This is a genomic window from Pseudomonadota bacterium (assembly GCA_008501635.1).
GTDB lineage: Bacteria > Pseudomonadota > Gammaproteobacteria > QQUJ01 > QQUJ01 > QQUJ01.
In genome coordinates, this window is the sequence record QQUJ01000029.1 from 115,465 (window position 1) to 139,566 (window position 24,102).

Below are 24,102 nucleotides of genomic sequence, written 5' to 3' on the forward strand. Positions count from 1 at the left end.
TCAGACGACGAACCAGGTCAGCAGCACCAGCAGGCCAATGATCATTGCAAATGCATAGTGATAGAGATATCCGGACTGGAGTTGGCGCACGACGCCGGATACCCAGCCCACCGCGCGTGCCGAGCCGTTGACCAGGACGCCATCGATCAGAATACAATCACCGAGACGCCAGAGTAGATCGCCCATCCCGCGTCCACCGCGCGCCAGGACCTTTTCATTAAAATCGTCGAATCCATATTTGTTGATAAGGATCTCGTGGAAAAAGGCAAGACGCCGGCGAATCATCTCCGGAACATCCGGCCGTTTCATGTAGAGGAACCAGGCCGTGAATACGCCGCCCACCGCGAGCCAGAAGGGTGCTGTCCCAAAAGCGTGGGTCGCCATGGCCCACCAGCCGTGGAAATGTCCGCTCAAGGTCGCCATCGCCCCGTGCTCGGGCGAAATCACAATGGCGTCACCGAAATAGCCGCCAAAGAGAAGCGGCTCGATCGTCAGCGCGCCGATAAAGACCGACGGGATCGCCAGCAGTATCAGCGGAATGGTCACCACCTTGGGTGTTTCGTGCAGATGCTCGCGGGTGTGATGGTCCATACGCTCCTCGCCCCAGAAGGTGAGGAAGTACATGCGGAAGCTGTAGAGTGCGGTAACGAATACGCCCGCCATGACCGCCCAATAAGCCAGCTCCGCACCCGCAATATTCGAAGCGTGGACAGCCTCGATGATCGAATCCTTGGAGTAGAAACCGGAAAAGAGTGGTGTACCGATCAGCGCCAGCGAACCGATCAGCGAGGTCCAGTGCGTAATCGGCATGTACTTGCGCAGGCCGCCCATCTTGCGCATGTCCTGCTCGTGATGCATCGCGATGATCACAGAACCGGCGCCAAGGAACAGCAGTGCCTTGAAGAAGGCATGCGTCATCAGGTGGAAGATCGCGACTGAGTAGGCCGAAACACCGAGTGCGACCGTCATGTAGCCGAGTTGCGAAAGTGTCGAATAAGCCACCACGCGCTTGATGTCGTTTTGCACCAGGCCCAGCAATCCCATAAAGAAGGCCGTGATCGCCCCGATCACCAGCACAAAGCTCAGCGCCGTGTCCGACAGTTCGAACAGCGGTGACATGCGCGCCACCATGAAGATACCGGCCGTTACCATGGTTGCGGCGTGGATCAGGGCCGAAATCGGTGTCGGGCCCTCCATGGAATCCGGCAGCCAGACGTGCAGCGGTACCTGTGCCGATTTACCCATTGCGCCAATGAAGAGCAGGATGCAGATCAGTGTCATCACCGACCAATCCTGGGTTCCGATCACCTGAACAGTGGCATCCCGTAACTCGGGCGCCGCCGCAAACACCTGCGCGTAGTCGAGCGTATTGAAATAGAACAGCACAGAGGCGATACCGAGCAGAAAACCGAAATCTCCCACACGATTGACCAGGAACGCCTTCATATTGGCGAAAACCGCCGAGGGGCGTACCGACCAGAACCCGATCAGCAGATAGGAGACCACGCCCACCGCCTCCCACCCGAAGAAGAGTTGGAGAAAGTTGTTGGACATGACCAGCATCAGCATCGAGAACGTGAACAATGAGATATAGCTGAAAAAGCGCTGGTAGCTGTTGCGTCCGGCGCGGCTGGTTTCCGGCCAGTTGTGCTCATCGTCGGCCATGTAGCCGATGGTGTAGATATGCACCATCAGCGAAACGAAGTTCACCACGCACATCATCAGCACGGTGAGGCTGTCGATCAGGAAACCGACCTCAAAGACGTATCCGCCGCTGGTCAGCCACGTGTAGACGGCACCATTGAAGATATTTCCGTCGAACACCACATCTTTCAGCACGATCAACGACAGCAGAAACGAAATCCCGACGCCGACCGTTGTTATCCAGTGTGCTCCCGCCCGGCCAATACGCCCGCCGAACAGGCCCGCGATGATGGCGCCGGCCAACGGAAAAAGGATAATCGCAAGGTAAACCTTCTCCATCCCCTTAACCCTTCATCATGTCCAGGTCGTTCACATTGATGGTGCGCCGATTACGGAACAGCACCACCAGAATCGCCAAGCCGATGGCGGCCTCCGCGGCGGCGACCGTCAGGATAAAGAAGACGAAGACCTGCCCGCCGGTATCACCCAGAAAATGGGAAAAAGCGATGAAGTTCATGTTGACCGCCAACAACATCAGTTCGATGGCCATCAACAGAATCAGCACGTTCTTGCGATTGAGAAAAATTCCCGCCACGCTGAGTGCGAACAGGATCGCGCCCAAGGTGAGGTAGTTTGACAAGTCAATCATTGTTGTTCCCCATACCCTGCCTCGCGGCGCAGGCGACTATGTCTTTCGCTTTCGGACTCGCGTTTCTGGTCGCGAGGCTAGCTTTCAACTTTTTTCTCCGCTTCCATCTTCACCAGGCGAACGCGATCGGCACGGCGTACCGCGATCTGCCTGGTCGGATCCTGATGGCGTGTCCCCGGGCGACGCCGCAGTGTCAAAGTAATAGCTGCAACGATGGCGATCAGCAGGATGACCGACGCGATCTCAAAGGGATAGAAATAGTCGGTGTAAAGAATCATCCCTAACTCGCGGGTATTGCTGTAATCGGCACCGTGCCGCAATGGCGCCGGCATGTGCACGCCGTCGAAGTAACGCGTGCTCACCACCATCATCATCTCGGCGACCATCACCACGGCGATGCCCGCTCCCAGCGGCAGATAACTCATGAAACCCTCGCGCAGTTGATCGATGTTGATATCGAGCATCATCACCACGAACAGGAACAACACCATCACTGCGCCGACATAGACCAGCACCAGGGTGATCGCCAGGAATTCAGCCTCGGCCAACAGCCAGATCGCCGATGAGGTCACAAAACACAAAACCAGGAACATGGCGGCGTGCACGGGATTGCGCGCCGTGATTACACGAAACGCGGCAAAGACCAGAATGGCCGCAAATAAAAAGAAGATACCCTGCTCTAGCGTCATGAGATGTTCAACTCTCGTTCGTCAGTCACCGTTTTCCATGGCCATCAGCGATAGGGCGCATCAGCCGCTCGACGCTCGGCGATTTCCACCTCATAGCGATCGCCGATGGCCAACAGTTTCTCCTTGGTCATTACCTGCTCACCGCGATTTTCAAAGTGATACTCGAAGATATGGGTCTCGACGACGGCATCCACCGGGCAGGCCTCTTCGCAGTAGCCGCAGAAGATGCACTTGAACAGATCAATGTCATAACGCGTTGTCCGGCGTTGGCCATCCTCGCGGGGCTCGGCCTCGATGGTGATCGCCAGCGCCGGGCAGACCGCTTCGCACAGTTTGCAGGCGATGCAGCGCTCCTCGCCGTTGGCGTAACGGCGTAGCGCGTGGATGCCGCGAAACCGCGGCGACATGGGCGTTTTCTCATCCGGGTACTGGACGGTGATTTTTCGGCCAAACAGATGTTTGCCGGTCACGCGCAGTCCCAGTAACAGTTCCCAGAGAAACAGACTCTTGATGTAGTTCGTCACTGTATTCATTGCCGTCACCTCAATCGAACCACGGCGGCAGATCAACCACCACACCCAATCCAACTACCAGCAGCCAGACGATCGTGATCGGGATAAACACCTTCCAGCCCAGGCGCATGATCTGATCGTAGCGATAACGCGGGAACGTGGCGCGGAACCACAAAAAGCAAAATAGGAAGAACGCGGTCTTGGAAGCCAGCCATAGGATACCCGGCACCCAGGCAAACAGCGGCTCCAACAACGGAATACCTTCGAAGGGTGACAACCAGCCCCCAAGGAAGAAGAGCGATGCCAGCACCGAGATCAGGATCATTGCCGCATATTCGGCGAGAAAGAAGACGGCAAAGGCCATGCCGCCGTATTCCACGTGGAATCCGGCGACAATCTCCGACTCACCCTCGGCCACATCGAAAGGCGCGCGATTGGTTTCGGCCACACCTGAGATGAAATAGATGACGAACAGCGGCAGCAGCGGCAACCAGAACCAGTGCAGGACGCTGCCCTGCTGCGCGCGCACGATCTCGCTCAGATTGAGACTTTGTGCCGCCAGCAGTACGCCGACCACAGCAAAACCCATGGCGATCTCGTAGGAGACCATCTGCGCCCCGGAACGCATCGCACCCAACAGCGCATACTTGGAGTTGGAGGACCAGCCGGCAATCAGCACGCCATAGGCCTCCAACGAGGTGAGGGCGAGGATGAACAGCAAACCGGCGTCGATATCGGCCAGCACCCATCCCTCATCGAAGGGGATCACCGCCCAGGCCGCCAGTACCGGAGTAATCGAAAGTACCGGCGCCAGAACGAACATGATGCGATTGGCCTCGGCCGGAAGGATGATCTCCTTGAACGCCAGCTTGGCCGCGTCCGCAATCGGCTGCAGCCACCCGCGTGGTCCAACCCGGTTGGGACCGATGCGCACCTGCATGTAGCCGATGATTTTGCGTTCGGCATAGGTGAGATAGGCCACCGCGCCCATCAACGGCAGAACGATGACCAGAATCTTGGCCAGGGTTATAACCAGATATTCGATGTCGGCAAGCTCCACGTGATCCCCCGGTGTTATCCGATCCTACCCGTGTACCAATTCGATCGGCCCCATGGCCGGGCCCAGCTCCGCCGTCTCCGCAAGACCCGCCGCCAGCCACACCACTCCATCGGGTACTCGTTCGTCAATGCTCAGCGGCAGCGTCACGCGACCCTCGCCCTGCACCGCAACCGCCAGTTCGGCTCCTTGCAATCCAAGTCGATCGGCCAGAGTGGGTGCCACAGCAATCCAGGCACGTTCGGCGTCCGCGGTCGCCTGTAACGGCTGTGAGCGCCGCACCAACGCGTCGACTGCGTAGATCGGTACATCACCAATACGTTGCAGCGCACCGTTGATCGTCGCTTGCGGCGCGGGGATGGTATCGATATTCAACGCGGAAACTGCCTGCGAACCAACCATGCCGCGAAGCTCGCTCAGCACCTGTTCACTGCTGGCGTAATCAAAACCCTCGACCTTCAGCAGATTGGCCAGCACGCGCAAAACCTTCCAGGCGGGGCGGCTGTCGCCGGGGGGCAGCGCTGCACCTTTGAAACTCTGCCAATCGCCCTGAGCGCTGATGTAGGTGCCCGAGGTTTCGGCAAACAGCGCGATGGGCAGCAACACATCGGCGACCCGCTCCAGCGCAGGGGTGCGGTAGGCGCTCAAGGCAACGACGTGTTCCGCCTGCGCCAAAGCGGCGACGGTGGCGCGCGCGTCGGCGCTGTCGCGATCGGGCTCGACTCCCAATAAAAGGTAACCCTTGCGCGGCGCAGCGACCATGGCGGCGGCATCGAGTCCCGGATCCGACCTGGCGCCCGCAGTACCGCGGCGTGGCAGCGCGCCGGCAATCCATGCCCCCGCGTTGTTGGCTGCCTCCGGGAGATAGCCGATACGGACGGCAGCGCTCTGCGCGATAAACGCAGCTAGCGCGCGCATTGTCGCGGCATTGGGATCGGTATTGGCCAAGTTGCCGACCAGCACCACGCCCCGATCGGCGCTTTTCAGGCTTGCGGCGATCGCTCGATGCTTCTCGTTAACCTCGACACCGCTCAGGGCTTGTTCCAAACCCTGCGGTATCTTTGCGTGACCAAGTTCAGCGACAGCGCTTGCTACGGCGGCCAGCTCACCCACCAGCCGGGCGGGAGCGGCGATACACTTTTCTGCAATATCGAAGTGAAAATCGAAATCGATCGGATTGACCGCATGCACCGCAGCGCCGTAAAGCGCCGCCTTGCGCACGCGATGCGCCGCCAGCGGCTGCTCCTTGCGGATGTTGCTGCCAACCAGCAATATCGCCTCCTGCTCCTCCAGCTCCGCCAGTGACATGCCCAGCGCAGGGTACAACGGCGCCGCATCGTCATCACGAAAATCCACCTGGCGCAACCGATGGTCGATGTTGCTACAGCCAAGCCCGCGCGCCAGTTTTTGAGTCAGGTAGAGTTCTTCCAGCGTCGCGCCCGGACTGGCAAGAACGCCCAGTGCATCACCACCATCGGCGGTGGTCGCGGCGATTCCCCGGGCCGCCGCCTCAAGGGCCTCCTCCCAACTCGCAGCGCGCCAGGCGCCGTCCTGTTTGATCAGGGGTGTAGTGAGGCGGTCATCGCTATCGATTCCCAGATAGCTGAAGCGGTCACGATCGGAGATCCAACATTCGTTGATCGACTCGTTGTCGCGCGGCACCACGCGCATGACCTTGCCGCGTCGTGTATGCAGGTAGATGTTGGTACCCAGCCCATCATGCGGAGCGATGCCCTCATGTTGCGTCATCTCCCAGGCACGCGCCTGAAAGCGGAACGGTTTGGAGGTAAGCGCTCCCACCGGGCAAAGATCGATGACATTGCCCGACATCTCGGAACTCACCGACTCTTCGAGGTAGGTGCCGATGGTCATGTGCTCGCCACGCCCCGTGGCGCCCAACTCACGCACACCGGCCACTTCGGCCCCGAATCGTATGCAGCGGGTACAGTGGATACAGCGCGTCAAATCGGTGGAGATCAGTGAACCGATGTTCTTGTCCTTGACGACCCGCTTCGATTCTGCGTAACGGGACACGTCACTGCCGTAGCCCATGGCGAGGTCCTGCAGTTCGCACTCACCGCCCTGATCGCAGATCGGGCAGTCGAGCGGATGATTGATGAGCAGGAATTCCATAACGCCCTTCTGCGCAGCGATGGCCTTCGGTGAATCGGTTATTACCTTCATGCCCTCAGTGACCGGAGTGGCGCACGCGGGCAGCGGTTTGGGCGCCTTTTCCACCTCCACCAGGCACATACGGCAGTTGGCCGCTATGGAAAGCTTTTTGTGATAGCAAAACCGTGGGATAGCGATCCCCGCCTGATCGGCAGCTTCGATCACCATCGAGCCTTCGCGGGCTTCGATCTCGATGCCGTTGATCTCGACCTTTACCATGTTCCGAATTCCATCATTCACTAACCGTTATCAGAGACGCCGTGCCGCTCAGGCATTACCGACCATGCAGCGTTTATGTTCGATGTGATATTCGAACTCATCGTGATAGTGTTTGAGAAAGCTCTGCACCGGCATCGCCGCAGCATCGCCGAGCGCGCAGATGGTACGGCCCATGATGTTGCCCGCAACACTGTTGAGTTTTTCCAGATCCTCGGGGCAGCCCTGGCCATGCTCGATGCGATGCACCATGCGCGCCAGCCACCCCGTCCCCTCGCGGCACGGCGTGCATTGACCGCACGACTCCTCGTAATAGAAGTGCGACAACCTCGCCAGCGTCTTGACCATGCAGGTGGTTTCATCCATTACGATGACCGAACCGGCACCCAGCATCGAACCCACTTTGGCGATGCCATCGTAGTCCATGGTGGCTTGCATCATCTGCTCGGCCGGTACAACGGGGGTCGATGATCCACCGGGTATCACCGCCTTGAGTTTACGGCCCTTCCAGACGCCGCCCGCCATCTGCAGCAAATCTGCAAAGGGCGTTCCCATGGGAATCTCGAAATTGCCGGGTCTCTCCACGTGTCCCGAGACACAAAACAGCTTCGAGCCACCGTTATTGGGTTTACCCATCTCCAGAAACCACTCGCCCCCCTCCTGCAAAATGGCAGGAACCGAGGCCAGCGATTCGGTGTTGTTGATCGTCGTGGGACGGCCATACAGGCCGTAGTTCGCCGGGAACGGCGGCTTGAAACGCGGCTGCCCCTTCTTGCCTTCGATGGATTCGAGGAGCGCGGTCTCTTCGCCGCAGATATAGGCGCCGGCGCCGAGATGGGTATGGATCTCGAAATCGAAACCGGAACCCAGGATGTCGTTGCCGAGATAACCCGCTACACGCGCCTCGTGCAGCGCCTTTTCGAAGCACTCGTAGGGCTCCCAGAACTCGCCGCGAATGTAGTTGTAACCGACACTGGCACCGATGGTGTAACCACCGATGATCATTCCCTCGATCAGCTGATGCGGGTTGTAGCGCAAGATGTCACGGTCTTTACAGGTACCCGGCTCCCCTTCATCGGAGTTACAGATCAGGTACTTCTGGCCGGGAAGGTTGCGCGGCATGAAACTCCATTTGAGCCCGGTGGGAAAACCCGCGCCACCACGGCCGCGCAATGCCGATTTTTTCAGCTCTTCGATAATCGTTTCTGCCGGTGTCTTCTCCTTGAGTATCCTCTCCAGGACAGAATAGCCACCGACGCTTTTATAGCTTTCGAGAGCCGCGGGGTTGTTCAGATGCAGGGTGCGGAAACAGGTCTCGTTGGCCATGCCCTTACTCCAAGCCGTCCAGGAAAGCATCGATGGACTCGGGAGTCAGATTCTCGTGATACTCCCTGCCCACCTGCATGACCGGCGCGTTGACACAGGCGCCCAGGCATTCGACTTCTTTCAATGTGATCTTTCCGTCTTCCGTCGTGCCGCCCATTTCGACGCCGAGACGCTGTTTCAGGTGCGCGACGATCTCCTCCGAACCGCGCAGCTGGCAGGAGATATTGGTGCACAGGCAGAGCTTGGTCTTGCCGACCGGCCGCAACTCGTACATCGAGTAGAAGGTGGCCACCTCGTAGACGGCAATGGCGGGCATCTGCAGATACTCGGCAACGGCGTCCATGAGGTCGCTGGTCAACCAGCCACCGTTCTGCTCCTGCGCGACGCGCAGCGCGGCCATCACGGCCGACTGCCGCTGCTCAGCCGGATACTTGTCAATCCACTGATCGATCTCGTTCAGCGAGGCTGGCGTCAGTAGTCCGATCCTGGGCTCTTTGCTCTTGCTCTGGGAACTCACCGGTCGATCTCTCCAAACACAATGTCCTGGGTACCGATCACTGCAACCACATCGGCCAGCATGTGACCTTTGACCATCTCGTTCATCGCGGCAAGATGCGCGAACCCGGGGGCGCGCGCCTTGAGTCGGTAGGGCTTGTTGGCGCCGTCGGAGATCAGGTAGATACCGAACTCGCCCTTGGGGTGCTCGATACCCGCGTAGACCTCCCCCTCCGGTACGCAGTAACCCTCGGTGAACAGCTTGAAGTGATGAATCAGGGATTCCATGTCCTCCTTCATCTCTTCGCGGGGCGGAGGCGCGATCTTGTGATCGTCGACCATCACGGGACCCGGGTTGGCGCGCAGCCAATCGACGCACTGTTTGATGATCCGGTTCGATTGGCGCATCTCTTCCATGCGCACCAGATAGCGGTCGTAGCAATCGCCGTTGACCCCCACGGGTATGTCGAAATCGAGGCGATCATAGACTTCGTAAGGTTGCTTCTTGCGCAAATCCCACTCGACGCCCGAACCGCGCAACATCGGTCCGGTGAAACCAAGCTGCAGCGCGCGCTCGGCTGAAACGGCGCCGATGCCCACCGTGCGTTGTTTCCATATCCGGTTATCGGTCAACAACGTTTCGTAATCGTCGACATAGGCAGGAAAACGTTGGGTAAAGTTGTCGATAAAATCGAGCAGCGAGCCCTGACGGTTGGCATTGAGCCGCTCCACATCCTTGGCGTTGTGCCACTTGGATGCCGAGTAATGCGGCATGCGGTCCGGCAGATCGCGGTAGACGCCTCCGGGCCGATAGTAGGCCGCGTGCATGCGTGCGCCCGAGACCGCCTCGTAGCAATCCATCAGATCTTCGCGCTCGCGGAATGCGTAGAGAAACATCGTCATCGCCCCGACATCCAGTGCATGGGTGCCGATCCACATCAGATGATTGAGGATGCGGGTGATCTCATCGAACATCACGCGGATGTATTGGGCACGGATAGGCACCTCGATTCCCAGCAATCGCTCGATGGCAATGACGTAAGCATGCTCGTTGCACAACATGGAGACGTAGTCGAGCCGATCCATGTAGGGAACACTCTGATTGAACGGCTTGCTTTCAGCGAGCTTTTCCGTGGCGCGATGCAGCAGTCCGATATGCGGATCGGCACGCTGAATCACCTCACCGTTCATCTCCAGCACCAGACGCAATACGCCGTGGGCCGCCGGGTGCTGCGGCCCAAAGTTGATCGTATAGTTGCGAATCTCAGCCATTGTTCATTGATCCGATAATCAAGTCTGCTCCTGATCGGGTATGCGGCCAGCACCGAGATAGCGGTGATCCTTGCGAATCACTCGCGGCACGAGAACACGCGGTTCAATCTTCACCGGTTCGTAAACCACGCGTTGCTGCGCGGGGTCATACCGCATCTCCACATGCCCGTAGAGCGGGAAATCCTTGCGGAACGGATGACCGACGAATCCATAGTCGGTAAGGATACGGCGCAGATCGGGATGACCTTCAAACAGAATGCCAAACAGATCGAACGCCTCGCGCTCGTACCAATTGGCGGAGTTCCAAACATCGACCAGTGAGTCCAGTTTCGGGAATTCATCATCGACGCAGTAAGCGCGCACGCGAATGCGTTGATTGTGGGTGACCGATAACAGGTGTGCTGCTACCGCAAATCGCCTCTTGGGCTGAAAAGCATGCTCTTCGACGATCGGCTGTGCGCGCTCCGCACCACGGCTAAAACCACCACCGGAGAAGGTGTCGGAATTCCACTCCACCTGCCCATAGGTCGAGTAATCAATCCCCGACAGATCGATCAGTTCCTCGAAAGCCAATTCAGGGGTATCGCGCAACAGCCTGCAGCTGGCCGTCCATTGTTCGGCAGGCACCTCGACCGTCACTTCGCCCACGGCTAGCGTCACCTCGACACCAGGGTCGCTCAAATTTTGGCGAACGCGCGCAGCCAGGATCTCAGCGGATTGAGCCATGATTCAGTTCTCTCAGCGTGCAATGGTGTTGGTACGGCGAATCTTGTTCTGCAATTGGATGATCCCGTACAGCAGCGCCTCGGCCGTCGGCGGGCAACCGGGTACATAGATATCCACCGGTACTATGCGATCACAACCGCGAACCACCGAATAGGAGTAGTGGTAGTATCCTCCGCCGTTGGCACAGGAACCCATGGAGATCACCCAACGCGGCTCGGCCATCTGATCGTAGACCTTGCGCAGTGCTGGGGCCATCTTGTTGCACAGTGTGCCGGCGACAATCATCACGTCGGATTGACGCGGACTGGGGCGAAAGATGATGCCGAATCGATCGAGATCGTAGCGCGCTGCGCCGGCATGCATCATCTCCACCGCGCAGCAGGCCAGGCCAAAGGTCATGGGCCACAGCGAACCGGTACGTGCCCAGTTGATGACCTTGTCGGCCGTAGTGGTGATCACACCTTTTTCGAGAATGCCTTCAATACCCATTGCAACGCTGCCTTGTAGTGACAGTATCTGGCGTCAAGCACCGATTGACCGACCGAGCAAGAGATCCCCCCGAATTCGGGGCTTGCAGCCTACGCCCCTGCTCTATTCCCACTCCAGGGCGCCCTTCTTCCACTCGTAGATGAAACCGATGACGAGGATACCCAGGAAGAGGACCATGGCCAGATAGCCGAACATGCCGATCTGATCCAGTACGATGGCCCAGGGAAAGAGGAATGCTATTTCCAGATCAAAAATGATGAAAAGAATGGCAACCAGGTAGTAGCGGATGTCGAACTTCATGCGCGAATCTTCGAATGCCTCAAAGCCGCATTCGTAGGGCGAGAGTTTTTCACTGTCGGGGCGCCGCGGACCGAGTATGGCGCCGGCCAGCATGGGGCCAACGCCAAAAGCGAGGCCAATCACTATAAAGAGCAGTATGGGTAGGTAGTTCTCTAACATGGCTGTCGCTTAGCAAGCCCCCGTTGAATCAGCCAGTGCACGGAATCCGGGTGACCTGTGCACACAATGAGCGAGTCGCTCGAACACAGGCGCCTAACTCGGTGAGGGAAGGCGACTCCAGCACCCCTTAGGGGTAGCCTGGCGAACGCTTTGCACCTGTTGCGGAACGGGCTTTTCCTAGCTCCCGTTACGGCGCCGCATCATACTATAATCACTCCTTAATAAGCACCCCTGACGCCGATTATTTGCGGGCGCTTGCGTCAATTCGGTCACTTTTCCTACCCGTACCGCATACTCGCTTGGAACGGTCAAGAAAAACACCACGGCGCACACCTCGTTCTATAACCGCGCTGAATAGAGTGAATAACCGCCCGTACTGAATCGGCCAACAAAAACGGCGCTCGTTTGCACGGAGCGCCGTCCACTGTTGGTGCCGAAGGCCGGACTTGAACCGGCACGGCTTACGCCACCGCCCCCTCAAGACGGCGTGTCTACCAATTCCACCACTTCGGCAATAACTTACTGCGTGGGTTTATCACTGGTCTGCGGTACCGCAGGTAAATCCCCCGGCTTGTCCGAGGTTGCGGGCAAGGTCGAGTCTACCGGCGCCGCTGGGACCGCGGTTTCGGTTTGAGCCGGCAGCAGTTTCTCCAACGTACTCTGAGTATCGCGGCTGCCCGATGCCAAATAGGCCAGGGAGAGGCTGGTTAGAAAAAAGAGTGCCGCCAACACCCCCGTGGTCCGGGTCAAGAACGACGCCGAACCGCGCGACCCGAATACTGTCGACGAAGCTCCGCTGCCAAAGGCAGCGCCAGCATCGGCACCCTTGCCGTGTTGAATCAACACCAGGCCGATAACACCCATCGCCAGCAACACGTGCACAACCAAAAAAATTGTCTTCATTCAAACCTTCTCGTAGACCTGCCGACTCACCGGGCAGCGCGGCAGATCGCTAGAAATTCCTCGGACTGCAGGGCAGCTCCGCCGATCAGACCACCGTCGATATCGGGCATCCCAAACAGTTCGACGGCATTGGCCGCCTTGACACTGCCGCCATAGAGGATGCGCAGAGCGGCGGCAATTGTAGCATCAAGCTCCGCCACACGGCCACGAATGAACGCATGCACATCCTGGGCTTGCTGCGGTGATGCGGTCTTACCGGTGCCGATAGCCCACACCGGTTCGTAGGCGACTACGGCATCGGCGAGCGCACCGACACCCGAGTGTTCGAGCACCGCATCCAACTGCCTGCCGATCACCTGTTCGGTGATCCCCTGGTCGCGCTCTTCCAGCAATTCTCCCACACAAAGTATCGGTCGCAGCCCTGCCTGTTGGGCGGCAGCAAACTTTTTGGCCACCGTGGTGTCGCCCTCGCCGTAGAGGGAACGGCGCTCGGAATGGCCGACAATAACGTAGCGACAAGCGAAATCCCTGAGCATAGCCGGGGCCACCTCGCCGGTGTAGGCACCCGCATCGAACTCCGAGACGGTCTGCGCGCCCCACTGCACGCCAGACCCCTGCAGCGATTCCGCCACTTGGCCCAAATAGACGAAAGGGGGGCACACGACGATTTCCGTGCTGAGTTGCGGATTCAATCCCTGCTTGATCCCGGTCAGCAATGCATCGACGCTTTCCCGCGAGCCATTCATCTTCCAGTTACCGGCAACCAGCGGTTGGCGCATAGTGTTCCCCTCCATCGCAAAGGCGCGATAGCTTACCGACGCACTCTCGATAAATCAATTGACCGGAAAGGTGGAGCCGACCACCCCTTAGGGGGTGCTTGCGAGCTCCGCAACCACGACGCTGACTCGATCCGCCAATTGGCTCGCAAGCAATTCCACCTGTTTTCCATCTTCCCCCTCAACCATCACCCGCACCACGGGCTCGGTACCCGAGGGACGCAGCAAGACGCGACCGCGACCGTTGAGTTCGTTTTCCACATCGTTGACGGCCTGCACAACGCCGGGAGCGTTCATCACCTCCACGCAACCGGGCAGCGGCACATTGATCATCCTCTGGGGGTAGAGCTGCATACCGGATACGGCCTCGCGCAGAGTGCAACCCTGATGGCAAAGTGCCTCAAGCACCTGCAGGGCCGAAACGATGCCGTCGCCGGTGGTCGTACGGTCGAGGCAGATGATATGCCCCGATGATTCCCCGCCCAGGTTCCATCCTTCCCGGTTGAGGGCCTCGAGGATATAGCGATCACCCACCTGGGTGCGCTCCAAACCGATCCCACACGCCTCGAGCGCCTTCTCCATGCCGAGATTGGTCATCTGCGTACCGACGACGCGCCCGGCAAGAGCGCCGGCGCGATGCCGTGCCAGCGCAATGATATAGAGCAATTGGTCGCCGTCGATCACCGTGCCCTGGTCATCGACCATCACTACGCGGTCGCCATCGCCATCGAAGGCAATGCCCAGATCCGCATCGCGATTGACCACCGCCTGCGACAGCGTCTCGGGATGCGTGGATCCGCATCCGGCGTTGATGTTCAATCCGTCCGGCTGACAGCCGATGGTGCTGACCTCGGCACCGAGCTCGGTGAAGACACTCGGAGCTATCTGATAGGTGGCGCCGTGGGCGCAATCGATCACCACGCGCAGGCCGCTCAAGCGCAGCCCGATGGTCACCGTGCTTTTACAGAACTCGATGTAGCGCCCCACCGCGTCGCCAATACGTCTGGCGCGGCCCAGGTTTGCGGAATCCACCGTCTCCATGGGCCGATCCAGTTCCTGCTCGATGGCCAGCTCGACCCCGTCAGGCAACTTCGCGCCGTCGGCAGAGAAGAACTTGACCCCGTTGTCCTGAAACGGGTTGTGCGAGGCGCTGATGACGATACCGGCCTGGGCGCGCAGGGTGCGCGTAAGATAGGCAACGCCCGGTGTGGGCATCGGACCCAGCAGCTCGATATCCACCCCCGCCGCAGAGAGCCCCGCTTCCAGGGCCGACTCGAACATGTACCCCGACAGTCGGGTGTCCTTGCCGATGAGGACCTTACCGCGACCATGGCGAGCCAGAACCCGCCCCGCCGCCCACCCCAGGCGCAACATGAAGGATGCGGTGATCGGGTCGGTACCAACGCGACCACGGATCCCGTCGGTCCCAAAATAGCTGCGTGCTGACATCCTTGACCTCCGCTAAACGCCCTGTACCGCCGCGACGACCTTTATGGCGTCCACCGTCTCCCGAACGTCGTGGACGCGGATCACTGCCGCACCCAACCACGCCGCGAGACTGGCAAGCGCAATGCTGCCAATCAACCGTTCGTCGACCGGCCTGCCAAGTATCGCGCCAATCATCGATTTGCGCGACAACCCCACCAGTATGGGCAGGCCCATCTCATGAAATGCCGGCAACCCTTTCAACAACCGCAGGTTGTGGACGAGACTTTTACCGAAACCGAATCCCGGATCGATGAGGATGCGATCTCTTGGAATACCAGCAGCAACACAGGCCGCCACCCGTTTGGCCAGGAAATCGCGCACCTCCATCACAACGTCATGATAATGCGGCGCCTGCTGCATGGTGCGGGGCTCACCCCGCATGTGCATCAGGCAAACCGGCACCCCGCACTCTGCCGCCATTGCCATGGCTTCAGGCTCGGCGAGGGCCCGTACATCGTTGATCATACCGGCTCCCGCGGCCACCGCCGCTTTCATGACGTCCGGCTTGCTGGTATCGATGGAAATCGGGACATCGCATTGACCTTGAAGCGCTTCGATGAGCGGCACGACACGATCGATCTCTTCCGCTGCATCGACCCCGGTCGCCCCCGGGCGGGTCGATTCACCGCCAATATCAAGGATCGCCGCACCCGCCTCCACCAACGCCAGCGCCTGCGCAACCGCCGCTTGGGGATCATAGAACCGTCCACCGTCTGAAAAGGAATCGAGGGTCACGTTGACCACGCCCATGACCCGTGGCCGGTTCAGATCCAGCGATCGACCCGCACAGTCCAGAACGGAAAAGGCGCCGGCAATGCCGGCGCCTGTCGCTGTTTCCTGGTTCATTAGTGCTGGCTGGCCGGCCCTCCGATCGGGCCCTCTGGTTTCTCTTTGCGATCAGCGGCTTCGGCACCTGCATCCGGCGGTGGTTCATTGGGCTCCTGCAGATCCTTGGGCGGCCGTGGAGCCTTACCCGCCATGACATCGTTGATCTGATCGGAATCAATGGTCTCATACTTGATCAGCGCTTCCGCCATCGCATGCAGCTTATCCAGATTTTCAGTGAGGATGCGGTTGGCGCGCTCGTAGTTACGGTCGATGACCGAGCGGATCTCCTCGTCGATGGCATGCGAGGTCTCATCCGACACCTCTTTATGCTTGGTTACCGAGTGACCCAGAAACACCTCACCCTCCTCATCGCTGTAGGTCAGCGGGCCGAGGCGCTCCGAAAGTCCCCATTTGGTGACCATGCTACGGGCAATCTCGGTAGCGCGCTGGATATCATTCTGGGCACCCGTCGTGACGTTTTCGAAGCCAAAAACCAACTCCTCGGCCACGCGGCCGCCGAACAGGCTGGAGATCTGACTCTCCAGGCGCTGCTTGCTCAGGCTATAGCGATCCTCCTCGGGGAGAAACATGGTGACGCCCAGGGCCCGGCCGCGGGGAATGATGGTGACCTTGTGCACCGGATCATGATCAGGCACCAGGCGGCCGACGATGGCGTGACCGGACTCGTGATACGCAGTGAGCCGCTTCTCCTTCTCGCTCATCACCATGGAGCGCCGTTCAGCACCCATCATGATCTTGTCCTTGGCCTTCTCGAAATCATCCATCTCCACCAGCCGCTTGTTGCCACGCGCGGCAAACAGGGCGGCCTCGTTGATGATATTGGCCAAATCGGCACCCGAGAAACCGGGTGTACCGCGGGCGATGACGCTGGTATTGACGTCGTCGGCGACCGGCACCTTGCGCATGTGAACCTTCAGGATCTGCTCACGGCCACGTACGTCAGGCAACGGCACCACGACCTGGCGGTCAAAACGACCCGGCCGCAACAGCGCCGGATCCAGGACATCGGGGCGGTTGGTTGCCGCAATGACGATGACCCCTTCATTGCCTTCGAAACCATCCATCTCCACCAGCAACTGATTAAGGGTCTGTTCGCGCTCATCGTGGCCGCCGCCCAGGCCCGCTCCGCGGTGACGTCCGACCGCGTCAATCTCATCGATGAAGATGATGCACGGCGCATGCTTTTTTGCCTGTTCGAACATATCGCGTACGCGCGAGGCGCCGACACCCACGAACATCTCCACAAAGTCGGATCCCGAAATGGTAAAGAACGGCACTTTGGCCTCACCGGCTATAGCCCTGGCCAACAGCGTCTTGCCCGTACCCGGTGCTCCCACCATCAGTATGCCGCGGGGGATTTTACCACCCAGCGCCTGAAACTTGCTCGGGTCGCGAAGGAAATCCACCAACTCGCTGACCTCCTCCTTGGCCTCTTCGACACCCGCAACGTCGTTGAAGTTGACCTTTACCTGATCTTCGCTCAGCATGCGCGCCCGGCTCTTGCCGAACGACATCGCACCCCGTCCGCCGGCACCGCCCTGCATCTGTCGCATGAAGAATATCCAGACACCAATCAGCAGCAGCATGGGGAACCAGGAGATGAAAATCTGCATCAAGATGCCCTGTTGCTGGGGCTCGCGCACATCGATCTGAACACCCGCATTGAGCAGGTCACCGATCAGACCGTCGTCGCTGGGACTGTAAGAGGTGAACTTGCCTCCTGAACGGAATACACCGTGGATGATTTTGTCTTCGATCACCACTTTTTCAACGTTGCCTTGACGTACTTCGGCGAGGAACTCCGAATAGGCGATGGAGTTGGTGGCCGTCGGGCGGTTGCCAAAATTATTGAAGACCGACATCAGCACGATGGCGATGATCACCCAAAGAATCAGATTTTTTGCCATGTCGTTCAAGGTTCCGTTACCTCCAACCTCGGCCTCGGTGTGAGGAGAGACTGCCGGCTTAAGCCGGTGTTGATTTATCAGCTGCTCAGGATTAGGTGCACCACACCACTGTTAGTTCCTGAGTGAAACCGGAGGAATTAGCACCAGACTACCAGCGATCCTCCGCGCCCGTTCACTTCTTTATAATATAGTTCCTCGCCAAAACATAGACCTCTGCACTGCGTGAACGAGAGGCTTGTGGTTTGCGAATCAATACCTTAGCGAAGTTTTTTCGCAAATCACGTAAAAACTGCTCCGAACCCTCCCCCTGGAATAGCTTCACCAGAAGATCACCCCCGGGTCGCAGTACCTGCCGCGCCAGGGCCAATGCCAGTTCGATCAGATGCATCGCGCGCGCCTGGTCCGTTACCTTCACCCCACTTAGATTGGGGGCCATATCGGAAAGTACAAGGTCTACAGGGCGATTTCCCAGAGTTTCGAGCAGCAGGGTGAGCGTTTCGTCATCCCGAAAATCCCCCTGCAGCACGGTCACGTCGGCTATCGAGTTCATCGGCAGGATGTCCAGCGCTATCACCTTCCCGCTCTCCCCCACTCGCCGTGCAGCATACTCGGACCATCCTCCGGGTGCCGCCCCCAGATCGACGACCGTCATCCCGGGCTTCAGCAAGCGATTACGAGTATCGATCTCCTCCAATTTATAGATGGCCCGCGAACGCGCGCCTTCCTTCTGCGCGCGCTTGACGAAGGTGTCGGAGAAATGTTCATCCAGCCACCGTCGGCTCTTTTTGCGCTGAGTCACTCCGTTCAGCCTCGGGATAGCGCATCGGCAGACTCCGCGACCACACGCCGCGCACGCAGTGCCAGCCATATCCCCGAAACCGCGCCGTAGCCGGCCAGCACCAGTACCTGTGTCCAACCCGTGGTCAGCAGAATCTCGACCAACACATAGAGAGGTACAGCGATTGCCAGTACACCGGCCAGTTCAAGTTTGACCCGATTGAGCGGACTCTGGATCACGGTGAAACGTATGGGCGGTTGCGGTACACTCGCGCACTCTTCGGATTTTGCAGGCAGCTCGGACATGGCGTTAGCGGAGCATCAGAAACGGCATCTGCGGCAATTGGGTCATCATCTCAAACCCGTAGTCATGGTAGGACAGTCCGGATTGTCCGATTCGGTGTTGGCAGAAGCGGATGGCGCCCTGAATCATCACGAACTGATCAAGATGCGTCTCAACGCCGCGGATCGTCAAGAACGTCGCGCCATGATTGAGCGAATCGCCGAACAACTCGATTGTGAACTGGTTCACGCGATCGGCCACACAGCGCTGTTCTTCCGCCGCCACCCCAGCAAGCCCAAGATCATTCTGCCCGGCCCGGGCAAAGCTGTCCGCTGATTCGACCCGGTTACTCGTAACGAACCCCGATGATCTCGAATTCCTTCACTCCTGAAGGCGCTTTCACAGCGGCAATGTCGCCCTCGTGTTTACCGATCAGGGCCCGCGCAATGGGGGAACTGATCGAAATGCGATTGTGTTTGATATCTGCCTCCAGATCGCCGACGATCTGGTAGCTGATTTGCTCGCCGGTATCTTCGTCAACCAGATCCACGGTCGCCCCAAAAACCACCTTGCCATTGGCGTTCAGATGAGCTACGTCGATGATCTGCGCATGCGACAGTGACGATTCCAGCTCACGGATTCGCCCCTCGATAAAACCCTGCTGTTCGCGCGCGGCATGATACTCGGCGTTCTCTTTAAGATCGCCATGCGCGCGCGCATCGGCAATGGCCCTGATCACTGTCGGGCGATCCTCGCTCTTGCGCCGTCGCAACTCTTCTCGAAGACGTTCCGCGCCCTTGGCGGTCAGAGGAATCTTGTTCATTCCATAACTCCCTGGTGCAGATCCTGCAGTCTGTATACTTTCGACAGGTTCGACTCGCGTAGCGCCTGCACCGTGGCGCGCGCTCCTGCGAGCGTCGTGGTGTAACTAATCTTGAAATGCAACACAACCCGCCGGATCTCCGAGGAATCGGCAATCGCCTGCTTGCCATCGGTCGTGTTGATGATGAAATCGATCTCGCCGTTTTTGATCATATCCACGATATGCGGCCGTCCCTCTTTGACTTTGTTTACCCGTTGACAATCCAGTCCTGCCTGTTGAATCGCGGTGCAGGTGCCGCCTGTGGCAACCAGCCCGAATCCCAGTTCCGCAAGTTCGCGCGCGACCCGAACAGCACCCGGCTTGTCGGCATCGCGCACACTGATCAGCGCGCGACCGCTATGCGGCAATCCCATCCCGCCGCCTAGTAGAGCCTTGGCGAATGCTTCGCCGAAACTTTTCCCAACGCCCATCACCTCACCGGTGGATTTCATCTCCGGGCCAAGCAGGGGATCGACCTTGAGGAACTTGTTGAAGGGAAAAACCGCCTCCTTGACAGAATAGTAGCTGGGGATGCGCTCCTTGGTTGCACCTTGTTCGGCAAGTGTACGCCCCGCCATGCAGCGTGCGGCGATCTTGGCCAGCGGTAAACCGCAAGCCTTGGAGACGAATGGTACGGTTCGCGATGCGCGGGGATTGACCTCCAGCACGTAGATCGCGTCGTCTTGAATCGCAAACTGGACGTTCATCAGGCCTACCACACCGAGTTCGCGGGCCATCTGGGCGGTTTGCTCGCGCAGGCGATCCTGAATCGCCTGGCTCAAGGTATACGGCGGCAACGAACAGGCCGAATCGCCCGAATGAACGCCCGCCTGTTCGATATGTTCCATGATTCCGCCGATGAGCACATGCTGACCGTCGCAGATTGCATCCACATCCACCTCAATGGCGTCATCAAGAAAGCGATCGAGCAATACCGGCGAATCGTTGGAGACTTTGACCGCTTCGCGCATGTAGCGGCGCAGATCCTCTTCGCTGTAAACGATCTCCATCGCCCGCCCTCCCAGGACGTACGAGGGACGCACCACCAGCGGGTAGCCGATCTCGCGCGCCAGAAGTACTGCCTGCTCGGGATCACGCGCCGTGCGGTTGGGTGGTTGACGCAAACCCAGCTTTTCGATCAGCTGCTGGAATCGTTCGCGATCCTCGGCCAGATCGATAGAGTCAGGCGTGGTGCCGATGATCGGAGCGCCCGCCTTCTCCAGTTCGCGCGCCAGTTTAAGAGGCGTCTGGCCACCGTATTGAACAATGACGCCCATGGGCTGTTCGACATGGATGATCTCCAGAACATCCTCAAGGGTCAGCGGCTCGAAGTAGAGGCGGTCCGAGGTATCGTAATCCGTCGAGACGGTCTCCGGATTGCAGTTGATCATAATGGTTTCATAACCATCCTCGGCCATCGCGAACGCGGCATGCACGCAGCAGTAATCGAACTCGATGCCCTGGCCGATGCGATTCGGTCCACCACCCAACACCATGATCTTCTTGCTCTGCGTCGGTTCGGCCTCGCACTCCTCCTCATAGGTGGAATACAGGTACGCGGTCGCGGTGGCGAACTCGGCGGCGCATGAATCGACTCGCTTGAAAACCGGGCGTACGTTCATGGCATGACGCCACTCGCGTACCGCAAACTCGGTGCTCCCCATCAGCCTGGCCAGGCGCCGGTCGGAAAAACCCTTGCGCTTGAGGCGGAACAGCTCCCGCTCTTTGATCGAGGTGAGCGAACGACCCTTCAACTTCGTCTCGAGGGCTATCAGAGCTTCGATTTGCACCAGAAACCAGGGATCGATCTTACTCAGCGTAAAGATTTCTTCACGGCTCATGCCGTGGCGGAAAGCATCCCCAAGGTAGCGGATGCGATCAGGACCTGGTTGTCCCAACTCCTGTCGGATGCGCGCCATGACATCCTCGACCTCGTCGTCGATGATCTCATCCAGTCCATCGATGCCGGTTTCCAGTCCCCGCAGCGCCTTCTGCAGCGACTCCTGGAACGTGCGGCCGATGGCCATCACCTCCCCGACCGATTTCATCTGGGTTGTGAGGCGTGGATCGGCCTGTGGGAACTTCTCGAAGGCAAAGCGCGGGATTTTGGTTACCACGTAATCAATGGTGGGTTCGAACGATGCGGGTGTCGCACCTTCGGTAATCTCGTTGCGCAACTCGTCGAGCGTGTAACCGACTGCCAGCTTGGCGGCGACCCGCGCAATGGGGAACCCGGTGGCCTTCGAGGCGAGCGCCGAGGAGCGCGAAACGCGCGGGTTCATTTCGATGATGACGATATGCCCGTCGTCGGGATTGATGGCGAACTGAACATTGGAGCCGCCGGTATCGACTCCGATTTCACGAAGCACTGCAATTGAAGCATCACGCAGGCGCTGATACTCCTTGTCGGTCAGTGTTTGTGCCGGTGCCACGGTGATGGAATCTCCCGTATGCACGCCCATCGGATCGAAATTCTCGATGGAGCAGACGATGATGCAGTTGTCTGCGCGATCGCGCACCACTTCCATCTCGAATTCCTTCCACCCCAGGACCGATTCCTCGATCAGCAACTCGTTGGTCGGCGAAAGGTCGAGTCCGCGCTCGCAAATCTCCACGAATTCCTCACGATTGTACGCGATGCCACCGCCACTGCCGCCCAGTGTGAACGAAGGACGAATGATGGTGGGAAAACCGATCTGCGCCTGTACCTGCAGCGCTACCTCGATGCTGTGGGCGATCGCCGAGCGCGGGGTATCCAATCCGATGCTGCGCATCGCCTCGCGAAACCGCTCGCGATCCTCCGCTTTGTCGATGGCGTCGCGATCCGCGCCAATCATCTCGACGCCATACTTTTCCAGCACCCCTTCGCGCGCCAGATCGAGCGCGCAATTCAACGCCGTCTGCCCACCCATGGTCGGCAACAACGCATCGGGACGTTCCTTTTCGATAACCGCCGCAACCGTCTGCCAGGTTATCGGCTCGATGTAGGTGGCGTCGGCCATGTTCGGGTCGGTCATGATTGTGGCCGGATTGGAGTTCACCAGGATGACGCGGTAGCCCTCCTCCCGCAGCGCCTTGCACGCCTGCGCCCCGGAGTAGTCGAACTCGCAGGCCTGGCCGATGACGATGGGGCCGGCACCGATGATCAGGATGCACTTGATGTCTGTACGTTTAGGCATGGATTAGCTGCGAGCTTCAGGGTTGTGCTTGGAATGTCGAAATCGGGTGGCAACTTGAACTCATCGCGTCCCGGTGGCCTGGACCTTGTGATTCATCAGGGCGATAAAGTGCTCGAACAGGTGCGCGACGTCATGCGGTCCCGGGCTCGCCTCGGGATGACCCTGAAAACCGAAAGCGGGACGATCGGTACGTTCGACACCCTGCAGCGAATTATCGAACAGGGAACGATGAGTGGCGCATAGATTGGCCGGCAGGCTCTGCTCGTCGACGGCGAAGCCGTGATTCTGGCTGCTGATCATAACGCGCCCGCTGGCGTTCTCGAGCACCGGGTGATTGACGCCATGGTGGCCGAATTTCATCTTCAGGGTACGCGCCTCGCTGGCCAGCGCCAGCAACTGATGACCCAGGCAGATGCCAAAAACGGGAATACGCGCCTCAACGATATCGCGGATGGCGGTGATCGCGTAGTCGCAAGGCTCCGGATCGCCGGGCCCATTGGAGAGGAATACCCCGTCCGGCTTCATCGCCAGCACATCGGCTGCCGGCGTGGTGGCGGGCACCACTGTGACCCGGCACCCGTGATCGACCAGGATCCGCAGAATGTTGTGCTTGACGCCGAAATCGTAGGCAATCACGCGATAGCGTGGCAGATCACCGTACTCACGCGGCGTACCCGCATCCAGATCCCAGGTACCCTCCGCCCACTCGTAGGTTTCGCGGGTGGTCACCTCTCGGGCAAGATCCATCCCTTTGAGGCCAGGAAAACTGCGTGCCGCCTCCAGAGCAATGCTTTCATCAATATCCCCACCCGCGATGATACAGCCGCTGAGCGCCCCCTTTTCGCGCAGCAGGCGAGTCAAACGTCGCGTGTCGATATCAGCGATACCGATTAGATTATGCGCTTTCAGATATTCATCGAGCGATTGTTCGTTGCGCCAGCTGCTGGCCAGGGGTGGCAGATCGCGAATCACCAAACCGGCGGCATGCACGGCGTCGGATTCCGCATCGGCACTGTTGGTACCCACATTTCCGATGTGGGGATAGGTCAGAGTGACTATCTGCCGGCTGTAGGAGGGATCGGTGAGGATCTCCTGGTAACCCGTGATAGCGGTATTGAAGACCACCTCACCGGTGGTTTGCCCTGTGACACCAATCGATTGGCCGCGAAAGAGGCTCCCATCTTCCAAAGCCAACAGGGCAGGCTCGCTCAAAGGTGATCTCCTTAAACTTTCAGGCGCAGAAAACGGGACGGGGCGTTGGCCCCCTCCCGTTCCTTTAAAAACTCGAAGAATGACGCTCGGTAAACCGCGGGGATTTTACCGGAAGTGTGCAGCGAGTGTCCACGACGGCTGGCCACTCTCCCTCCGTGAG

At 59.1% G+C, this 24,102-nt stretch carries 23 protein-coding genes and 1 tRNA gene; 1 reads left to right on the top strand and 23 read right to left on the bottom strand.

What is annotated here, in order from left to right:
* From DWQ09_17005 to DWQ09_17100, 20 genes are all read right to left on the bottom strand, one after another.
* Positions 1–1,983, bottom strand: a complete 1,983-nt coding sequence (locus DWQ09_17005; GenBank protein ID KAA3626380.1) for an NADH-quinone oxidoreductase subunit L — start codon at positions 1,981–1,983, stop codon at positions 1–3.
* Between the two features lie 4 nt (positions 1,984–1,987).
* Entirely contained in the window at positions 1,988–2,293 is a 306-nt protein-coding gene (locus DWQ09_17010; protein ID KAA3626381.1) for an NADH-quinone oxidoreductase subunit NuoK, read from the bottom strand.
* 77 nt (positions 2,294–2,370) lie between these two features.
* Positions 2,371–2,982 carry an NADH-quinone oxidoreductase subunit J gene (locus DWQ09_17015; protein KAA3626382.1) on the bottom strand — a complete coding sequence of 204 codons (612 nt, stop codon included), beginning with the start codon at positions 2,980–2,982 and terminating at the stop codon, positions 2,371–2,373.
* Between the two features lie 44 nt (positions 2,983–3,026).
* Positions 3,027–3,515, bottom strand: coding sequence for an NADH-quinone oxidoreductase subunit NuoI (locus tag DWQ09_17020; protein KAA3626383.1), 489 nt, complete (start codon positions 3,513–3,515; stop codon positions 3,027–3,029).
* A gap of 10 nt (positions 3,516–3,525) precedes the next feature.
* Positions 3,526–4,554 carry an NADH-quinone oxidoreductase subunit NuoH gene (locus DWQ09_17025; protein KAA3626384.1) on the bottom strand — a complete coding sequence of 343 codons (1,029 nt, stop codon included), beginning with the start codon at positions 4,552–4,554 and terminating at the stop codon, positions 3,526–3,528.
* 24 nt (positions 4,555–4,578) lie between these two features.
* Positions 4,579–6,942 carry an NADH-quinone oxidoreductase subunit G gene (locus tag DWQ09_17030; GenBank protein ID KAA3626385.1) on the bottom strand — a complete coding sequence of 788 codons (2,364 nt, stop codon included), beginning with the start codon at positions 6,940–6,942 and terminating at the stop codon, positions 4,579–4,581.
* Between the two features lie 48 nt (positions 6,943–6,990).
* Complete coding sequence (nuoF, locus tag DWQ09_17035; protein ID KAA3626386.1) at positions 6,991–8,265, bottom strand: NADH oxidoreductase (quinone) subunit F; 1,275 nt, start codon at positions 8,263–8,265, stop codon at positions 6,991–6,993.
* Positions 8,266–8,269: 4 nt separating this feature from the next.
* Positions 8,270–8,749 carry an NADH-quinone oxidoreductase subunit NuoE gene (locus DWQ09_17040; protein KAA3626434.1) on the bottom strand — a complete coding sequence of 160 codons (480 nt, stop codon included), beginning with the start codon at positions 8,747–8,749 and terminating at the stop codon, positions 8,270–8,272.
* 29 nt (positions 8,750–8,778) lie between these two features.
* On the bottom strand, positions 8,779–10,032 hold the full coding sequence (locus DWQ09_17045; GenBank protein KAA3626387.1) for an NADH-quinone oxidoreductase subunit D: 1,254 nt from the start codon (positions 10,030–10,032) through the stop codon (positions 8,779–8,781).
* An 18-nt stretch (positions 10,033–10,050) separates the two neighbouring features.
* Positions 10,051–10,758, bottom strand: coding sequence for an NADH-quinone oxidoreductase subunit C (locus DWQ09_17050; GenBank protein KAA3626388.1), 708 nt, complete (start codon positions 10,756–10,758; stop codon positions 10,051–10,053).
* Positions 10,759–10,770: 12 nt separating this feature from the next.
* Positions 10,771–11,247, bottom strand: a complete 477-nt coding sequence (locus tag DWQ09_17055; protein ID KAA3626389.1) for an NADH-quinone oxidoreductase subunit B — start codon at positions 11,245–11,247, stop codon at positions 10,771–10,773.
* Between the two features lie 102 nt (positions 11,248–11,349).
* Positions 11,350–11,706 (bottom strand): NADH-quinone oxidoreductase subunit A, encoded by a 357-nt coding sequence (locus DWQ09_17060; GenBank protein ID KAA3626390.1) that lies wholly within the window; start codon positions 11,704–11,706, stop codon positions 11,350–11,352.
* A 428-nt stretch (positions 11,707–12,134) separates the two neighbouring features.
* Positions 12,135–12,219, bottom strand: a tRNA-Leu gene (locus tag DWQ09_17065).
* Between the two features lie 6 nt (positions 12,220–12,225).
* A complete protein-coding gene (locus DWQ09_17070) occupies positions 12,226–12,609 on the bottom strand; it encodes a preprotein translocase subunit SecG (protein KAA3626391.1) in 384 nt (127 codons plus the stop codon).
* Positions 12,610–12,635: 26 nt separating this feature from the next.
* Positions 12,636–13,388 carry a triose-phosphate isomerase gene (locus DWQ09_17075; GenBank protein ID KAA3626392.1) on the bottom strand — a complete coding sequence of 251 codons (753 nt, stop codon included), beginning with the start codon at positions 13,386–13,388 and terminating at the stop codon, positions 12,636–12,638.
* A gap of 87 nt (positions 13,389–13,475) precedes the next feature.
* The gene (locus DWQ09_17080) at positions 13,476–14,834 is read right to left on the bottom strand and encodes a phosphoglucosamine mutase (protein KAA3626393.1); all 1,359 of its coding nucleotides are present in this window, start codon (positions 14,832–14,834) and stop codon (positions 13,476–13,478) included.
* A gap of 12 nt (positions 14,835–14,846) precedes the next feature.
* Entirely contained in the window at positions 14,847–15,719 is an 873-nt protein-coding gene (folP, locus tag DWQ09_17085) for a dihydropteroate synthase (protein KAA3626394.1), read from the bottom strand.
* On the bottom strand, positions 15,719–17,629 hold the full coding sequence (locus DWQ09_17090; protein KAA3626395.1) for an ATP-dependent zinc metalloprotease FtsH: 1,911 nt from the start codon (positions 17,627–17,629) through the stop codon (positions 15,719–15,721). Before DWQ09_17090 ends, folP begins: the two co-directional genes overlap by 1 nt.
* Positions 17,630–17,801: 172 nt before the next feature.
* Positions 17,802–18,428 (bottom strand): 23S rRNA (uridine(2552)-2'-O)-methyltransferase RlmE, encoded by a 627-nt coding sequence (locus tag DWQ09_17095; GenBank protein ID KAA3626396.1) that lies wholly within the window; start codon positions 18,426–18,428, stop codon positions 17,802–17,804.
* A gap of 5 nt (positions 18,429–18,433) precedes the next feature.
* Positions 18,434–18,712, bottom strand: coding sequence for a hypothetical protein (locus tag DWQ09_17100; protein ID KAA3626397.1), 279 nt, complete (start codon positions 18,710–18,712; stop codon positions 18,434–18,436).
* Here DWQ09_17100 and yhbY point away from each other — a divergent pair.
* Entirely contained in the window at positions 18,711–19,025 is a 315-nt protein-coding gene (gene yhbY / locus DWQ09_17105; protein KAA3626398.1) for a ribosome assembly RNA-binding protein YhbY, read from the top strand. The genes DWQ09_17100 and yhbY overlap by 2 nt on opposite strands.
* Positions 19,026–19,035: 10 nt before the next feature.
* Here the strand turns inward: yhbY and DWQ09_17110 are convergent, their stop codons facing one another.
* The 3 genes from DWQ09_17110 to DWQ09_17120 are packed head-to-tail and all read right to left on the bottom strand — an operon-like array spanning position 19,036 to position 23,942.
* Positions 19,036–19,512: a transcription elongation factor GreA gene (locus DWQ09_17110; GenBank protein ID KAA3626399.1), complete on the bottom strand. Its 477-nt coding sequence runs from the start codon at positions 19,510–19,512 to the stop codon at positions 19,036–19,038.
* Positions 19,509–22,730 (bottom strand): carbamoyl-phosphate synthase large subunit, encoded by a 3,222-nt coding sequence (locus DWQ09_17115; GenBank protein ID KAA3626400.1) that lies wholly within the window; start codon positions 22,728–22,730, stop codon positions 19,509–19,511. The genes DWQ09_17110 and DWQ09_17115 overlap by 4 nt, the downstream gene beginning before the upstream one ends.
* 60 nt (positions 22,731–22,790) lie before the next feature.
* A complete protein-coding gene (locus DWQ09_17120) occupies positions 22,791–23,942 on the bottom strand; it encodes a carbamoyl-phosphate synthase small subunit (protein ID KAA3626401.1) in 1,152 nt (383 codons plus the stop codon).
* Positions 23,943–24,102 lie beyond the last annotated feature (160 nt).

Excerpts from the sequence above, each read along its gene's own strand:
- DWQ09_17005 (KAA3626380.1), bottom strand. The coding sequence starts at position 1,983 with ATGGAGAAGGTTTACCTTGCGATTATCCTTTTTCCGTTGGCCGGCGCC.
- DWQ09_17010 (KAA3626381.1), bottom strand. The coding sequence starts at position 2,293 with ATGATTGACTTGTCAAACTACCTCACCTTGGGCGCGATCCTGTTCGCA.
- DWQ09_17015 (KAA3626382.1), bottom strand. The coding sequence starts at position 2,982 with ATGACGCTAGAGCAGGGTATCTTCTTTTTATTTGCGGCCATTCTGGTC.
- DWQ09_17020 (KAA3626383.1), bottom strand. The coding sequence starts at position 3,515 with ATGAATACAGTGACGAACTACATCAAGAGTCTGTTTCTCTGGGAACTG.
- DWQ09_17030 (KAA3626385.1), bottom strand. The coding sequence starts at position 6,942 with ATGGTAAAGGTCGAGATCAACGGCATCGAGATCGAAGCCCGCGAAGGC.
- nuoF (KAA3626386.1), bottom strand. The coding sequence starts at position 8,265 with ATGGCCAACGAGACCTGTTTCCGCACCCTGCATCTGAACAACCCCGCG.
- DWQ09_17045 (KAA3626387.1), bottom strand. The coding sequence starts at position 10,032 with ATGGCTGAGATTCGCAACTATACGATCAACTTTGGGCCGCAGCACCCG.
- DWQ09_17050 (KAA3626388.1), bottom strand. The coding sequence starts at position 10,758 with ATGGCTCAATCCGCTGAGATCCTGGCTGCGCGCGTTCGCCAAAATTTG.
- DWQ09_17055 (KAA3626389.1), bottom strand. The coding sequence starts at position 11,247 with ATGGGTATTGAAGGCATTCTCGAAAAAGGTGTGATCACCACTACGGCC.
- DWQ09_17060 (KAA3626390.1), bottom strand. The coding sequence starts at position 11,706 with ATGTTAGAGAACTACCTACCCATACTGCTCTTTATAGTGATTGGCCTC.
- DWQ09_17070 (KAA3626391.1), bottom strand. The coding sequence starts at position 12,609 with ATGAAGACAATTTTTTTGGTTGTGCACGTGTTGCTGGCGATGGGTGTT.
- DWQ09_17075 (KAA3626392.1), bottom strand. The coding sequence starts at position 13,388 with ATGCGCCAACCGCTGGTTGCCGGTAACTGGAAGATGAATGGCTCGCGG.
- DWQ09_17080 (KAA3626393.1), bottom strand. The coding sequence starts at position 14,834 with ATGTCAGCACGCAGCTATTTTGGGACCGACGGGATCCGTGGTCGCGTT.
- folP (KAA3626394.1), bottom strand. The coding sequence starts at position 15,719 with ATGAACCAGGAAACAGCGACAGGCGCCGGCATTGCCGGCGCCTTTTCC.
- DWQ09_17090 (KAA3626395.1), bottom strand. The coding sequence starts at position 17,629 with ATGGCAAAAAATCTGATTCTTTGGGTGATCATCGCCATCGTGCTGATG.
- yhbY (KAA3626398.1), top strand. The coding sequence starts at position 18,711 with ATGGCGTTAGCGGAGCATCAGAAACGGCATCTGCGGCAATTGGGTCAT.
- DWQ09_17100 (KAA3626397.1), bottom strand. The coding sequence starts at position 18,712 with ATGTCCGAGCTGCCTGCAAAATCCGAAGAGTGCGCGAGTGTACCGCAA.
- DWQ09_17110 (KAA3626399.1), bottom strand. The coding sequence starts at position 19,512 with ATGAACAAGATTCCTCTGACCGCCAAGGGCGCGGAACGTCTTCGAGAA.
- DWQ09_17115 (KAA3626400.1), bottom strand. The coding sequence starts at position 22,730 with ATGCCTAAACGTACAGACATCAAGTGCATCCTGATCATCGGTGCCGGC.